The sequence below is a fragment of the Amycolatopsis sp. CA-126428 genome (genome assembly GCF_002904335.1).
Lineage (GTDB): Bacteria > Actinomycetota > Actinomycetes > Mycobacteriales > Pseudonocardiaceae > Amycolatopsis.
The window spans coordinates 103,870-117,580 of record NZ_PPHF01000010.1 but is presented as its reverse complement, the minus strand read 5'-3'; the positions used below and the strand labels follow the sequence as shown (position 1 = coordinate 117,580).

The window sequence follows — 13,711 nt, the reverse complement described above, 5'->3', positions numbered from 1 at the left end:
GGGACGCGCGAGTCGTAGATTCACCGGGGTGCACGACATCGACACGGTGACCGCGGCGACCATCGAGAAGGCCGCCGAGCGGCTGGCCGGGGTGGTGACCCGGACGCCGCTCGAGCCGAGCGCCCGGTTGTCGTCCCGGGTGGACGCGCAGGTCTGGGTGAAGCGCGAGGATCTGCAGACGGTCCGGTCGTACAAGATCCGCGGCGCCTACAACTTCATCGTCCAGCTCGACGAGGACGTCCGCGCCCGGGGCGTCGTCTGCGCCAGCGCCGGCAACCACGCCCAGGGCGTCGCGTACGCGTGCCGGCGGCTCGGCGCCAACGGCCGCGTGTACGTCCCCGGGACCACGCCGCGGCAGAAGCGCGAGCGGATCGCGACACTCGGCGGCGCGCACATCGAGGTCGTCGTTGTCGGAGAAACGTACGAAGACGCCTTCGCCGCGGCCAACGAGGACGCCCAGCGCACCGGCGCGACCCTGGTGCCCGCGTTCGACGACGTCCGCACCGTCGCCGGCCAGGGCACGGTCGCCCTCGAGGTGATCGAGCAGCTCGGCTTCGTGCCCGACGTCGTGGTCGTGCCCGTCGGCGGCGGCGGGCTGCTCGCCGGGGTCGGCAGCTGGCTGCGGGAGCGGCACCCGGACGTCCGGATCGTCGGCGTCGAGCCCGCGGGCGCGGCCTGCATGGCGGCGGCCCTCGAGGCCGGGCACCCGGTGCGGCTGCCGGAGCTCGACTCGTTCGTCGACGGCGCCGCCGTGCGCGAAGCCGGCGCGGTCACCTATTCCCTCATCCGCGAGAGCGGCGCCGAGCTGACCGCGGTCGCCGAGGGCGCGGTGTGCACCGAGATGCTCGCGATGTACCAGTCCGACGGGATCATCGCCGAACCCGCGGGCGCGCTCGCCGCGGCGTCGCTCGGCACGGTCGTCGGGGTCGAGCCCCGCCAGACCGTCGTCTGCCTGGTCTCCGGCGGCAACAACGACGTCAGCCGCTACAGCGAGATCCTCGAACGCTCGCTGATGCACGAAGGGCTGAAGCACTACTTCCTGGTCGGCTTCCCGCAGGAGCCCGGCGCGCTGCGGCGGTTCCTCGAGCAGGTGCTCGGGCCCGAGGACGACATCACCCGCTTCGAGTACGTCAAGCGCACCAACCGCGAGATGGGGCCGGCGCTGGTCGGCATCGAAATCGCCCGGTCAGCCGACCTGCCCGGACTGCTGGCCCGGATGGACGCGAGCCCCCTGCAGGTGGAGCGGATCGAGCCGGGCAGCCCCCTGTTCCACTTCCTGCTCTGAGCGCGTGGTCCACTAGGCGGATGGTGAAGGTCGACGGTGTCCGCAGTGTCGAGGCGTTGCGCGAAAAAGTCCACGAGGGTGCGGAGCCCGAGTACCTGCTGTTCTACGGGCACACGCCCTCGAAGTCCGGGCGGGTGACGGCGAGCTGCCTGAGCCAGTGGTGGGTCGACCCCTTCGAAGCCGACGGCGTCGTCTACCCGACCGCCGAGCACTACATGATGGCCGGCAAGGCCGAGCTGTTCGGCGACCACGAGAAGGCCGAGCTGATCCGGACCACGCCCGACCCGAAGGCGGCGAAGGTGCTCGGCCGCGAGGTCGCCGGGTTCGACGCCGCCACCTGGGAGCGGCACCGGTTCGACATCGTCGTCGACGGCAACCTGGCCAAGTTCCGCGCCCACCGCGACCTGCGCCGGTTCCTGCTCGGGACCGGGGACGCGGTGCTCGTCGAGGCGTCCAAGAAGGACCTCGTCTGGGGCACCGGCCTCGCGCGCGAGGAGAAGAACGCGACCAAGCCGGACTACTGGCGCGGGCTGAACCTGCTCGGCTTCGCGCTGATGGAGGTTCGCGACCAGCTGCGGGCGCGCGTCTGACTCAGGGAGCCCCGTCCGACCTGTGCCGAGGTCAGCCGCCCGGGCAGTCGTTGCCGCCGCCGCTGCGCTCGACGCAGTGGCGTGGTCCCGGCGGAGGCGGCGGCGCGTGCCGGAGGTCGTCCGCCCACTTCAAGGCCGCGACGACCGCGGCCAGCGTCAGGCAGATCCCGAAGAACCACGTCCACCCGCGCCGCCGCGTGGTCGCCGAAACGACCACGCCCACGAGCGGCAGGCCGGCGCCGAGCCAGGCCGCCCAGGTCAGGTAGCCGTCGCCCCCGTGCATGCTCGTGCCGAACACCGGCATGTTCGCGAGCGCGCCCTGCAGCACCAGGAACGGGACGACGACCAGCCACCCCACCGCCACCAGCGCGAGCACGGTGGACACGACGACCTCGCGGTACTCCCCCATGCGACCACCATTACCGGAAAACGACCACGCGGCCTGAGTAGTCCTACTGCTCGCCGAGGGTTTTCTGCAGGGCCTTGTTCGCCTTCCGGGCCATGTCCGCCACGGCCTCGCGACGCGCGGCATCGGCCGCGTAGTCGTCCTTGCGGTTGCGGACCACTCGCGCCGGCGTGCCGACCGCGATCGAGTAGTCCGGAATGTCACCACGGACGACCGCGTGCGCGCCGAGCACGCTGCCGCGGCCGATGCGGGTGCCCTTCAGGACGCTGACCTTGGTGCCGAGCCAGGTGTCCGGGCCGATGCGGACCGGGGACTTCACGATGCCCTGGTCCTTGATCGGCACGTGGATGTCCGAAATGACGTGATCGAAGTCACAGATGTACACCCAGTCGGCGACCAGCGTGGCCGCGCCGAGCTCGATGTCGAGGTAGCAGTTGATCACGTTCTGGCGGCCGAACACGGACTTGTCGCCGATCCGCAGGGAGCCCTCGTGGCAGCGGATGGCGTTGCCGTCGCCGATGTGGACCCAGCGGCCGATCTCCAGCCGCCCGTAGCCGGGGCGGCAGTGGATCTCGACGTCCTTCCCGAGGAAGAGCATGCCCCGCAGGATGATGTGCGGGTTGGCGAGCCGGAACTTGAGCAGCCGGTAGTACCGGACCAGGTACCAGGGCGTGTACGCGCGGTTGCGCAGCACCCAGCGCAGCGAGTCGGCGGTCAGGAACTTCGCCTGCCGCGGGTCCTGCCGGGCGCGGCGCCAGGCCCGCACCCGCGACAGCGCGGGCGCACCCCACATCGACGTCATGCCCGTGACCGTAACCTGTGTGCGGGACGGGTTCGCAGGCAAGGGGAGCGGGATGGGCACGAAGCTGATCATCGACACCGACCCGGGCGTCGACGACGCGCTGGCGATCGCGCTGGCGGCGCTGTCGCCGGACGTCGACCTCCTCGGGGTGACGTCGGTTTTCGGCAACGTCCCCCTCGAGCGCACGACGTCGAACGCGCGGCGGCTGCTGGAGCTCTTCGGCCGCACCGACGTCCCCGTGGCCGCAGGGGCCGCGCGGCCGCTCGTCTACTCCAAGCCGCGTGACGCGAAAGAGGTCCACGGCGGCGACGGCCTGTCGGGCCACTCGTACACCCTGCCCGAGGCGACCCGGCCGCTGGAGGAACGGGACGCCGTCCGGCTGATGCTCGACCTGCTCGAGACGTCCGACGAACCGGTGACCATCGCCCCGATCGGGCCGTTGACGAACATCGCCGCACTGCTCGCCGCCCACCCGGGCGCGGCGGCGAAGATCGCGCGGCTGGTGATCATGGGTGGCGGTGTGACGTTCGGCAACAGCACGACCGCCGCCGAATTCAACATCTGGAGCGACCCCGAGGCAGCCCGGCGGGTGCTGGTCGAGGAGGACGTTCCGGTGGTGCTGGTGCCGCTGGACCTCACGCACCGCTGCGCCGTCGACGGCGAGTGGCTGGCCAAGCTCGCGTCGTCGGGGCCCGTGGGCGCCGTCCTCGAAGGACTGACCTCGACCTACCGGCAGCACTACACGCGCGTGTTCGGCGAGGACCGGATGGTCATGCACGACGCCGTCGCGGTCGCCGAAGCGATCTCGCCAGGCATCCTGCACACGGAGACCTACCGGGTCGACGTCGACTGCGGCCTCGGCCCGGCGCGCGGCCAGACCCTGGTCGACCGGCGGCGGCTCGGCGAGGACGATCCGCAGTTCAGCCCCGGCCGCCCGATCGAGGTCGCGCTGGACACCGACCTCGACGGCCTGCGCGGCTTCGTCCTCGACCGGCTCACCGGAGCGGCCCGGTGAGCGAGGAGCCCGAGGTCGTCCCGGCCGAACCGACTGAACAGACCGAACCGACCGAACTGGCCGAACAGGCCGAACCGCCTGGACCGCCCGCGCCCCGCCGCCGGAAGCCCGTGGTCGTGATCGCGGCGGTGGTCGTCGTCGCGGGCGCCCTGGTGGCCGGCATCCTGCTCGCGCCGAAGCAGCAGGAGACCACGAACGCCGCCGCGACGGGCACACCGGCGTCGTCGACGTCGCCGAAGCCTTCGAAGCCGCCGGCGACCACGCCCCCGCAGACGTCGACGCCGCCGAAGGTGCCCGAAGCGAGCGAGTTCGACGCCTGGGCGTCCAAGACCAGCCAGTGGCTCGACGTCCCGCTGCGCGCGATGGTCGGCTACGCGAAGGCGACGACGAAGCTGGGCAAGGACGTCCCCGGGTGCCACCTTTCGTGGGTCACGCTGGCCGCGGTCGGAAAAGTGACCACGGACCACGGCCGCGCGCGGGGCGGGCAGTTCGGCACCACCGGCGTCCTGGACAAGCCGCTCGGCACGATCGAGGTGCGCGACTTCTACAACAAGGTCGTCTCGACGGCGAACGCCGCCGGGCCGATGCAGCTGTCCCCGGCGGTCTGGGGCAAGTACCAGGCCAGCGCGTCCGGCGGGAAGCCCGATGTCCAAAACATCGACGACGCCGCGCTGACCACGGGCCGCGCGCTGTGCGCCGACGGCCACGACCTGTCCCAGGGCCAGGTGTGGTGGGACTCGGTCGGCACGCTGCAGCCGGCGCCGCTGTTCCTGCACCGGACGCTGGCCACGGTCAACGTCTACGGCACGGTCGGCCAGGGCTCGGCGGCGCCGAACGCGGCGGTGCTGAGCGCGGTGAACTTCGCGATCGACAAGATCGGTCTCCCGTACATCTGGGGCGGCAACGGCACCGGCGGCAGCGACCCGGGCTTCGACTGCTCGGGCCTGACGACGGCGGCGTACGGCAGCGCGGGGGTCAAGCTGATGCGCACGGCCGACACGCAGTTCCGCAGCGTCCCGCACGTGACCGACCCGCAGCTGGGCGACCTGATCTTCTACGGCGAGCCGGCGACGAAGATCCACCACGTCGGCCTCTACATCGGCAACCAGCAGATGATCGACGCGCCGCAGACCGGGCAGGCGGTCCAGGTCCACTCGTACCGCAGGGACGGCGACGACTATGCCGGAGCCGGCCGCCCCACGGCCTGAGCCCGGCCGTGGTCGCGCGGGCGACAAAAGGATTGGACGGCGTGCGGCCCGGGCTTGTAGCTTGCCGGGAACCGTGACACCGCCCGAGGAGGTGAGCCCCATGAACGCAGGATCGACGTGGGTGCTCCCCCGCCAGTCACGGCCGGGCGATTGACGTAGGTGTCGCCGGGAGCGCCGACCCCAGGCTCTCCCGAAAGGCACCACCATGGACTCTTCGCCATCCACTCCGTCGCCGTTCGACGTGATCATCGTCGGCTGCGGGCCGACCGGCGCGACGCTGGCCGCCGAACTGCGGCTGCACGACGTGCGGGTCCTCGTCCTGGAACAGGACACCGAGCCCGCGTCGTTCGTCCGCATCGTCGGGCTGCACATCCGCAGTCTCGAACTGATGGCCATGCGCGGGCTGCTGGACCGCCTCCTCGCCCACGGACGGCAGCGTCCGGCCGGCGGGTTCTTCGCCGCCATCCCCAAGCCCGCGCCCCGGGACCTCGATTCCGCGCACGCCTACCTGCTGGGCATTCCGCAGCCGGTCATCGTTCGTCTCCTCGAAGACCACGCGGTCCACCTGGGCGCCGAGGTCCGGCACGGTGACGCCGTGGCCGGTTTCGCGCAAGACGACGACGGCGTGACCGTCGAGCTGGCCGGCGGTGAACGGCTGCGTGCGCGCTACCTCGTCGGCTGTGACGGCGGACGCAGCACGGTGCGCAAGCTGAGCGGCATCGGCTTCCCCGGCGAGCCTTCGCGGACCGAAACGCTGATGGGCGAAATGGCGGCGACTGCGCCGCCGGCGGAGATCGCCGCCAAGGTGACCGGGATCAGCGAGACCCACCGGCCGTTCTGGCTCCGGCCCTTCGGTGAAGGCGTCTACAGCGTCGTCGTCCCGGCCGCGGGCGTCGCCGATCGCGCGGCACCACCCACCCTGGACGATTTCCGGCAACAGCTGCGGGCCATCGCCGGAACCGACTTCGGCGTGCACTCCCCGCGCTGGCTGTCGCGGTTCGGGGACGCGACCCGGCTGGCCGAGCGGTACCGGACCGGGCGGGTGCTGCTGGCCGGCGACGCGGCGCACATCCACCCGCCCACCGGCGGCCAGGGGCTGAACCTGGGCATCCAGGACGCGTTCAACCTCGGCTGGAAGCTGGCCGCGCGGATCCGCGGCTGGGCGCCGGAACCGCTGCTGGACACCTACCAGGCCGAACGTCGTCCGGTCGCCGAGGCCGTGCTGGACAACACCCGCGCCCAGATGGCACTTTCGTCCCCCGGACCGGGACCGCAGGCCGTGCGCCGGCTGCTCACCGAGCTGATGGACCTCGACGAGGTGAACCGCTACCTGATCGCGAAGATCGCCGCGATCGACATCCGCTACGACTTCGGTGCGGGCCCCGATCTGCTCGGCCGTCGCCTGCGCGACCTCGACGTGAAACAGGGCCGCCTCTACGACCGGCTGCACCGCGGCCGCGGCCTGCTGCTGGACCGCACCGAACGCCTGACCGCCGGCGGCTGGTCGGACCGGGTCGACCACCTCGCGGACCCCACCGCGGACCTCGACGTCCCGGGCGTCCTGCTGCGCCCCGACGGGCACGTCGCCTGGATCGGCGACGACCAACGGGACCTGGACGACCACCTGGCCCGCTGGTTCGGCTCACCTCTCCGGTGAGGTCCGGTGGACGGCGTCGAGGCGGGCCGGCTCGTCCGGGGTGAGCTGGAGGGCTCCGGCCGCGACGTTGTCCTCCAAATGACCAGGAGGCCCGGTGGCGGGGATGACCAGCACGGGCGGTCCTCGCCGCAGGGTCCAGGCGAGTCGCACGTGCGCCGGGCTCGCCCCGTGCGTCCGGGCGGCGGCGAGCACCTCCTCGTGCTCGTCGCCGCCCGTCCAGCCGCCGGTGGGTCATCGGCGGAGGAGGGCGCCGGCTCAGCCGAGGTGGTCGTTGGCCCCGCTCACCCACGCGATGTAGCGCTCCGCGGACCGGCGCACCACGCCCTTGGCGTCCCCGAGGACCTTGCCGCCGAGGAGGCCGTAAAGGCGGTCGAACTCGTAGGGCTCGAGGCGGTCCACGATCCGCTGCACCAGGCCAGCGGAGAGCGGGATGCGGTTGGGGTAGCTGCGCATGAAGGTCACCCACCCGGCCGCCGGCACCGGGAGCATGGTGTCGCCGACCAGCAGGGTGCCGCCGGTGTCGTTCTCGACGTGGGCGACCGCGGCGCCGGGGAAGTGCCCGCCGGCTTCGACGAGGGTCACCCCGGGCAGGACCCGCTCGGTGCCGGACCACTCCCGGATCACGGCGTCCTCGCGCTGCACCCAGCGCCGATCGGCGGAGTGGACGAGGACCGGGGCGTTCCCGAGCCGCCGGCTCCAGCCGACCTGGGAGCCGTACATGTGCGGGTGGCTGGCCACGATCACGGCGGCGCCGCCGAGTTCCTCGATCTTCGCGGCCAGCGCCGGGTCGAGGTGGTTCGGCGGGTCCCACAGCAGGTTGCCGCCGGGCGTCCGGACCAGGTGCGTCCACTGGCCGATCCCGAACTGCGGTTCGCGGTTGAACCCGTGCAGGCGCGGTTCGAGCTCCCGGTGCACCACTTCGCGGCTGTCGGCCGCGAGCTCGTCGAGGGTCGTCCACACCTGCCCCGAGGTGGGCACCCACTGCCGGTCGTCGGCGCAGATCGCGCAGTCGCCGGCCGGGGGCCGGTCGGTGTCGGGGTATTCGACCCCGCAGGTTCCGCAGATCCAGATCGTCATGACGCCAGTCTTGGAACTCGACCAAGGTGGAGGTCAAGGCCGCAGGGATAATCCCTTGATGGACTCGGGGACCACCACGCAGCTGATCACCGTGGGCGCGACGCTCGGCGGGGTCGTGCTCACGTTGCTGACCAACACGTTCGTCGAGGGCCGCAAGCTCAAGGCGACCCAGCGCGCGGAAGCGCAGAAGCGGGCGGCGGACCACGCGAACTGGCTGCGCGACGAGCGCGTCAAGGCCTACGCGGGCCTGTCGACGGCGAGCGAAGAGGCGTTCCAGCTGGTCCGGTCGGAGTTCATCAAGCTGCCGGCGGACCGGGACCAGATCGAAACCCGGTGGCGCGAACGGCGCACCGAGCTGCGCAAGGCGCACAACCAAGTCGCCCTGTTCGGCACCGAGGAACCGCGGAAGCGCGGCAAGGAACTGTGGAAGGCGGCCCGCAACGGGGTGAACGCCGTCTTCGCCGAGCTCGACGCCGGGGCCGAGGAGGTGCGCCGGGAGAGTCTCGACCAGGTGCTGACCGGGATCAGCGACGCCGGGGACCGGTTCCTCGAGGCGTGCCGCGCCGACGTCCAGGGGACGCGCTGAGCTTCAGCCGCCGAGACGGCGGCGCGCCGACCAGGGCCGGTTCCAGCTCTCCCGCCACCCCACGGATCTTGGACCGGCGCGAAGCCCCTGTCCAGGTCCCCGGAGGCCGGCTTCGGGGCAGCCGATCACGACCCCACGGCCGCCGCCGCAGGGCCTACGGTGGTGGGGTGAAGTCGTTGAGCCATGACCGGCTGGCCGCCGCCCTCGGCACCGAAGCGGACCGGTTCGGGACGGCGATCGCGGGCGCCGCCCCGGACTTGCGGGTCCCGACGTGTCCAGAGTGGACACTGCGGGACCTGACCTGCCACGTCGGGATCGCCTACTACAAGTCCGCCGTCATCATCGCGAGCCGGCCCACGGGTTACGTGCCGTTCGAGGCGGTCACGATCGACGACCCGCCCGCGTTCGAGGCCCTCGGCGGCTGGCTGCGCGAGGGCGCGCGGCGGCTCGTCGCCGCGGTGGCCGAGGTCGGCCCCGAAACCCCGACGTCGACGTGGACCCCCGATCGGCGCGCCGGGTTCTGGACGCGGCGGCTGACCCACGAAACGGTCGTCCACCGCGCGGACGCCGCCTTCGCGACGGGCACGCCGTACGACGTCGACGCCGATCTCGCCGCGGACGGGATCTCCGAGGGCCTGGGGCTGGCGGCCACCTTCTCACGCCGGCCGCACCCGGCGCTGGACCGGACGTCGTTGCGGGGCACCGGCGAGACACTGCTGTTCCACGCCACCGAACCCGAGGTCCACTGGCTCGTCCGGCGGACCCCGGCCGGCGTCGAGGTGGCCCAGGAAGCCGCCGAGGCCGACGTCGTCGTCGAGGGCCGTGCCGCCGACCTGCTCCTCGCGCTGACCGGGCGCCTCGCCGCCGACGACCCCCGGCTCACCGTGTCCGGCGACGCGGCCCTGTTCCACCACTGGCGGGAGAACACGCGCTTCTAGCCGTTCACGGTGTCAGGTTCCGGACGCGGCGAGCCTGTGTAAGGTCCCTGTCATGTGTTCAGCCCCGACCGGCGACCGGCCCGGCTACCTGATCAAACGTGCCCAGCAGGCACTGAACCAGGCCTGCACCGACCGGCTGCGCCCGCTGGAGCTGTCGATGTCGCAGTACGCCGTGCTGCGCGCGCTCGACGACCACCCCGGCGCGTCGTCGGCAGAACTCGCGCGGATCACGTTCGTCACGCGGCAGTCGCTGCGGGACGTCCTGGGCGGCCTGCGGTCGGCCGGGCTGGTCACCGTCGCCGAGCAGGCGAGCACCGGCCGGGCGCGCCCAGTGACGCTGACCCCATCGGGCCGCGCCCGGCTGGCCGCCGCCGAGGACCTGATCACGCAGGTCGAAGTGCAGATGCTCGACACGTTGTCGGCCGGCCAGCGGCGCGACCTGGCGGACCTCCTGCGCACCTGCGTCGGCAACCTGGCTTGACGGCGGTCGTATAGTCGGTTCCGACTAACAGGGAGCGACTAGTGCCGTCACGCAAGATCCGCAACACGCTCGCGCTGGCCTTGCTCGGCCTGCTGCTGGAACGCCCGATGCACCCGTACGAAATGGCGTCCACGCTGCGCGAGCGCCACAAGGGCTCGACGTTCAAGATCAACCCGGGGTCGCTCTACGACACCGTGGAGTCCCTGGCGAAGCACCGCTGGATCGAGCCCGTCGAGACGGTCCGGGAAGGCAACCGGCCGGAGCGGACGGTCTACGCGCACACCGAGCTCGGCCGCCAGGAGTTCGTCGCCTGGCTCGACGAACTGGTCCGCGAGCCGGTCGCGGAGTACCCGAAGTTCGTCGCGGCGGTGAGCTACCTCGGCGCGCTCGGCCCGGACCGCGCCGCCGACGCGCTGGAGGAACGCGCCCGGCACCTCGCCGAACGCATCGACGGCGCCGAGAAGGCGCTGGCCGAGACCGTCGGCAAGGGGGCGCCGCGGCTGTTCATGATCGAGGTCGAGTTCGTCCGCGACGCGTGGCGCGCGGAGCTCGACTGGGCGCGCCGCACGGCCGCCGAAATCCGGTCCGGCTCTCTGCCGTGGCCCGAAAACTGGCCCGAAAACTTCTGAGGGGAACCATGTCCGACTTCGAAACCGACGTCCTCGTCGCCGGCGCCGGCCCGGCCGGCCTGCTGCTCGCCGCGGAGCTCGCCCTGGCCGGCGTCCGCACCACGATCGTCGAACGCCTGCCGGAGCGTCCGCCGTACTGCCGCGGCTTCAACCTGAACGCGCGGGCGCTGGACCTGCTGGCCCGCCGCGGGCTGGCCGAGGGACTGGTGGCCGAGGGGCACCGGGTGCCGCACGCACCGGCGACCGGCCTGCCCGGCCCGCTCCTGCTGGACGGGGCGGCGACGGATCACCCGTTCTCGCTGGGGATCCCGCAGACACGCGTCGAAGAGGTCCTGGAGGCGCGGGCGCTCGAACTGGGCGCGGAAATCCTGCGCGGCCACGATCTGCGCTCGTTCACCCAGTCCGCGGACGAAGTCACCGCGGTGGTCCACAATGGACGTTTCGGCCGGACGATCCGCGCGCGCTTCCTCGCCGGCTGCGACGGCGGCCGCAGCACCGTCCGCAAGCAAGCCGGAATCGGCTTCCCCGGCGTCGACGCGCGCTGGTACGCGCTGCTCGGCGACGTCGAATGCGACCTGCCGTACGGGCCTTCGGCGGGGCCGGACGGGCGGAGCTTGTTCGTCATCCCGCGGCCCGGGTACGTCCGGATCGTGGTCCGGGAGGACGACCCGCCGTCGGACAAGGACACGCCGGTCACGCTGGAGCGGTTGCAGGCGCAGGTGGACGCGGTCCTCGGCCGCCACGTCGAGTTGCGCGCGCCCCGCTGGCTGAGCCGCTTCGGCGACGCGGCCCGCCTGGCCTCGAGGTACCGCGAAGGCCGGGTGCTGCTGGCGGGCGACGCGGCCCACATCCACCCGCCGGCGGGCGCGATCGGCGTGAACGTCGCGCTCGACGACGCGTTCAACCTGGGCTGGAAACTGGCGGCGACGGTGCGGGGAACGGCACCGGAGGGCCTCCTGGACACCTACCACGACGAGCGGCACGCGGCGGGTGCGCGGATCCTGGCGAACACGCGGGCACAGGTGGCGCTGGAGGAAGCCGGGGAGGAACCGTGGGCCGACTTGATGCGGCGCGTGGCGGCGCACCCGGCGGGGAACCGCGCACTGGCGGAGATCATCACCGGGCTGGACGCGTGTTACGAGCCGGGCGGGCACCCGTGGCTGGGACGGTTGGCGCCGGACGTGCCGCTGCGGGTGTCGGGAGCGGAGACGCACCTGGCGGCACTGCTGCACGCCGGGCGGCCGGTGCTGCTGGACCTGACGGGGTCGTTCGCGGCCTGGCCGGCGGTGGTGACCGCTTCGAGTCCGTCCATTTCGGACGTTGCGGCGGTGTTGCTGCGGCCGGACGGGCACGTCGCCTGGGTGGGCACGCCGGACTCGGGTGACGCGGGGCTGGCGGAGGCGATGCAGCGGTGGGTCGGGGACGTTCCGGTCCCGACGTCCGCCTGACCGGCGGGGGCGGGGGCGGGGGCGGGGGGCCGCAAACTCCCCCGCCCGTCCCTGGGGGGCGTCCCCAAGTCCAGTCTATCGGCGGGGTGTGACAAACCCCTAAAAGCAGCCGGCGAGCGGCCGGGTTCTCCACAACGCGGCCAGGCTGTGGACAACCCGCTCCGCGCTCAGGGGCGCGGACGTTCCAGGACCGCCCGTTGCTCCACCCGGCCGTCCAGCACGAACTTGCTGTGCACGGTGAACCCGAGCTTCTCCACCACCCGGGCCGACGGCTTGTTCACCGGCTCGTACACCGCCAGCAATCGTTCCGCCCAGCCCGCGTCGAACGCGCGATCGCGCACCGCCGTCGTCGCTTCTGTTGCGTAGCCGCGGCCCCAGCCCGAGGGCGCTATCCACCAGCCCATCTCCACCGCCGGCCGGCCGAGGCCTGACTCCGTGGCGTTGCGGCGCACCAGGGACACCACTCCGTCGAACGAACCCGGCGCCGCCGATACCGCGAACCAGCCGAAGCCGTGTTCGGTCCAGTGGGTGAGCGTTGCGCGGTGCTTGGCCAGCGTGTACTCGTGGCTCCACGGCTCGCCCGTTCCCACGTAGCGGACCGTCTCGGGCAGCTGGGCCAACGCGAACAAGCCGTCGAAACAGGCTTCGGACCACGCGTGGAGCGTGAGCCTTTCCGTGGTGATCAGCACCGCTGCCAGTCTAGTGTTCGCCCAGCAGCACGGCGATCCCGTCGAGCTGGCGCCGCAACCCAAACTCGAACGCCTCGTCGAGGTCGACGTCCTCGACGCCGGTCATCACTTCGGTCAGCTCGGGGAAGCGGCCCGATTCGAGAAAGTGCGTCAGCAGCGCCATGTCGGCCTCCAGGCGCTGGTCGCCCGTGATGCCCGTCTCCTGCTCCGCCTGGACCTCGAACGCGTTGCTCACCGCCAGGCCGCCGACCCAGCCGTTGAGCGTCATGATCACCTGCAGCTTCACCCGGCGCTTCAAGCCGGTGCCGGCCAGCGCTCGCAGCGACCAGTCCACCAGCCGGAGACCCGCCGCCAGCACCGGCGGCCGGACCAGGGAATTGAGCAGGATCGGCGCCAGCCACGGGTGACGGCGGTACGCCCGCCACTGCGCGCGGGCCGCGAGTTCGAGGCGCGGGCGCCACCGCGCCGGGCCCGGCTCCGGCAGCTCCGCCTCCCCGAGCGCGACGTCGGCCATCAGCCGGAGCAGCTCGTCCTTGTCCGGCACGTGCCGGTACAGCGCCATCGGGCCGACGCCCAGCTCGGCCGCCAGCCGCCGCATCGACAACGCGGCGAGACCTTCGGCGTCGGCCAGCGCGATGGCCGCGCGCACCAGCGCGGCCCGGCCCAGCGGCGGCTTGGCCGGCGTCCGGTCGGCGACCACCGTGCCGCTGCCCGGCACCGCGCGCACCCAGCCCTGCTCGCCCAGCGCCGAGAGGGCCTTCGCCGCGGTCGCCATCGCGACACCCCATTCGCGGACCAGCGCCCGGGTCGACGGGACGCGGTCGCCGGGCCGCAGCTCGCCCGCGCTGATCCGGCGGCGCAGGTCCGCCGCGATCCGCAGGTAGGGCGCCTCGGCCACCG

Annotated in this window: 16 protein-coding genes; 10 read left to right on the top strand and 6 right to left on the bottom strand. The window is 72.5% G+C overall.

What is annotated here, in order from left to right:
* Positions 1 to 28: 28 nt before the first annotated feature.
* Together ilvA and C2L58_RS02215 are read left to right on the top strand one after the other, a co-directional pair.
* Positions 29 to 1,285, top strand: coding sequence for a threonine ammonia-lyase IlvA (ilvA, locus tag C2L58_RS02220; RefSeq protein WP_103335378.1), 1,257 nt, complete (start codon positions 29 to 31; stop codon positions 1,283 to 1,285).
* 20 nt (positions 1,286 to 1,305) lie between these two features.
* Positions 1,306 to 1,875, top strand: a complete 570-nt coding sequence (locus C2L58_RS02215; RefSeq protein ID WP_103335377.1) for an NADAR family protein — start codon at positions 1,306 to 1,308, stop codon at positions 1,873 to 1,875.
* A gap of 31 nt (positions 1,876 to 1,906) precedes the next feature.
* On the opposite strand, the gene C2L58_RS02210 is transcribed toward C2L58_RS02215, so the two are convergent.
* Both C2L58_RS02210 and C2L58_RS02205 read right to left on the bottom strand, forming a co-directional pair.
* Positions 1,907 to 2,284, bottom strand: coding sequence for a hypothetical protein (locus C2L58_RS02210; protein WP_103335375.1), 378 nt, complete (start codon positions 2,282 to 2,284; stop codon positions 1,907 to 1,909).
* A 43-nt stretch (positions 2,285 to 2,327) separates the two neighbouring features.
* Entirely contained in the window at positions 2,328 to 3,083 is a 756-nt protein-coding gene (locus C2L58_RS02205; protein ID WP_103335374.1) for an acyltransferase, read from the bottom strand.
* 52 nt (positions 3,084 to 3,135) lie between these two features.
* Between C2L58_RS02205 and C2L58_RS02200 the strand changes: the two genes are divergently transcribed.
* The 3 genes from C2L58_RS02200 to rox all read left to right on the top strand — a co-directional run bounded on the left by C2L58_RS02200 (position 3,136) and on the right by rox (position 6,963).
* On the top strand, positions 3,136 to 4,098 hold the full coding sequence (locus tag C2L58_RS02200) for a nucleoside hydrolase (protein ID WP_103335372.1): 963 nt from the start codon (positions 3,136 to 3,138) through the stop codon (positions 4,096 to 4,098).
* Positions 4,099 to 4,208: 110 nt separating this feature from the next.
* On the top strand, positions 4,209 to 5,306 hold the full coding sequence (locus tag C2L58_RS02195) for a C40 family peptidase (protein WP_103335518.1): 1,098 nt from the start codon (positions 4,209 to 4,211) through the stop codon (positions 5,304 to 5,306).
* Positions 5,307 to 5,511: 205 nt separating this feature from the next.
* The gene (gene rox, locus C2L58_RS02190) at positions 5,512 to 6,963 is read left to right on the top strand and encodes a rifampin monooxygenase (protein ID WP_103335371.1); all 1,452 of its coding nucleotides are present in this window, start codon (positions 5,512 to 5,514) and stop codon (positions 6,961 to 6,963) included.
* Here rox and C2L58_RS02185 read toward each other — a convergent pair.
* Together C2L58_RS02185 and C2L58_RS02180 are read right to left on the bottom strand one after the other, a co-directional pair.
* Positions 6,949 to 7,155 carry an aldo/keto reductase gene (locus tag C2L58_RS02185; protein WP_369903932.1) on the bottom strand — a complete coding sequence of 69 codons (207 nt, stop codon included), beginning with the start codon at positions 7,153 to 7,155 and terminating at the stop codon, positions 6,949 to 6,951. The genes rox and C2L58_RS02185 overlap by 15 nt on opposite strands.
* Positions 7,156 to 7,218: 63 nt before the next feature.
* Positions 7,219 to 8,040 carry an MBL fold metallo-hydrolase gene (locus C2L58_RS02180; protein ID WP_103335369.1) on the bottom strand — a complete coding sequence of 274 codons (822 nt, stop codon included), beginning with the start codon at positions 8,038 to 8,040 and terminating at the stop codon, positions 7,219 to 7,221.
* A gap of 58 nt (positions 8,041 to 8,098) precedes the next feature.
* Between C2L58_RS02180 and C2L58_RS02175 the strand changes: the two genes are divergently transcribed.
* The 5 genes from C2L58_RS02175 to C2L58_RS02155 all read left to right on the top strand — a co-directional run bounded on the left by C2L58_RS02175 (position 8,099) and on the right by C2L58_RS02155 (position 12,122).
* On the top strand, positions 8,099 to 8,626 hold the full coding sequence (locus tag C2L58_RS02175) for a hypothetical protein (RefSeq protein ID WP_103335367.1): 528 nt from the start codon (positions 8,099 to 8,101) through the stop codon (positions 8,624 to 8,626).
* Positions 8,627 to 8,793: 167 nt separating this feature from the next.
* Positions 8,794 to 9,564: a maleylpyruvate isomerase family mycothiol-dependent enzyme gene (locus C2L58_RS02170; RefSeq protein ID WP_103335365.1), complete on the top strand. Its 771-nt coding sequence runs from the start codon at positions 8,794 to 8,796 to the stop codon at positions 9,562 to 9,564.
* A 52-nt stretch (positions 9,565 to 9,616) separates the two neighbouring features.
* Positions 9,617 to 10,045 carry a MarR family winged helix-turn-helix transcriptional regulator gene (locus C2L58_RS02165; protein WP_103335363.1) on the top strand — a complete coding sequence of 143 codons (429 nt, stop codon included), beginning with the start codon at positions 9,617 to 9,619 and terminating at the stop codon, positions 10,043 to 10,045.
* A gap of 41 nt (positions 10,046 to 10,086) precedes the next feature.
* On the top strand, positions 10,087 to 10,674 hold the full coding sequence (locus C2L58_RS02160) for a PadR family transcriptional regulator (RefSeq protein WP_103335361.1): 588 nt from the start codon (positions 10,087 to 10,089) through the stop codon (positions 10,672 to 10,674).
* 8 nt (positions 10,675 to 10,682) lie between these two features.
* Complete coding sequence (locus tag C2L58_RS02155) at positions 10,683 to 12,122, top strand: FAD-dependent monooxygenase (protein WP_103335359.1); 1,440 nt, start codon at positions 10,683 to 10,685, stop codon at positions 12,120 to 12,122.
* 167 nt (positions 12,123 to 12,289) lie between these two features.
* Here C2L58_RS02155 and C2L58_RS02150 read toward each other — a convergent pair whose 3' ends face one another.
* A complete protein-coding gene (locus tag C2L58_RS02150; RefSeq protein WP_103335357.1) occupies positions 12,290 to 12,811 on the bottom strand; it encodes a GNAT family N-acetyltransferase in 522 nt (173 codons plus the stop codon).
* 10 nt (positions 12,812 to 12,821) lie between these two features.
* Positions 12,822 to 13,709 carry a TetR/AcrR family transcriptional regulator C-terminal domain-containing protein gene (locus C2L58_RS02145; protein ID WP_103335355.1) on the bottom strand — a complete coding sequence of 296 codons (888 nt, stop codon included), beginning with the start codon at positions 13,707 to 13,709 and terminating at the stop codon, positions 12,822 to 12,824.
* Positions 13,710 to 13,711 lie beyond the last annotated feature (2 nt).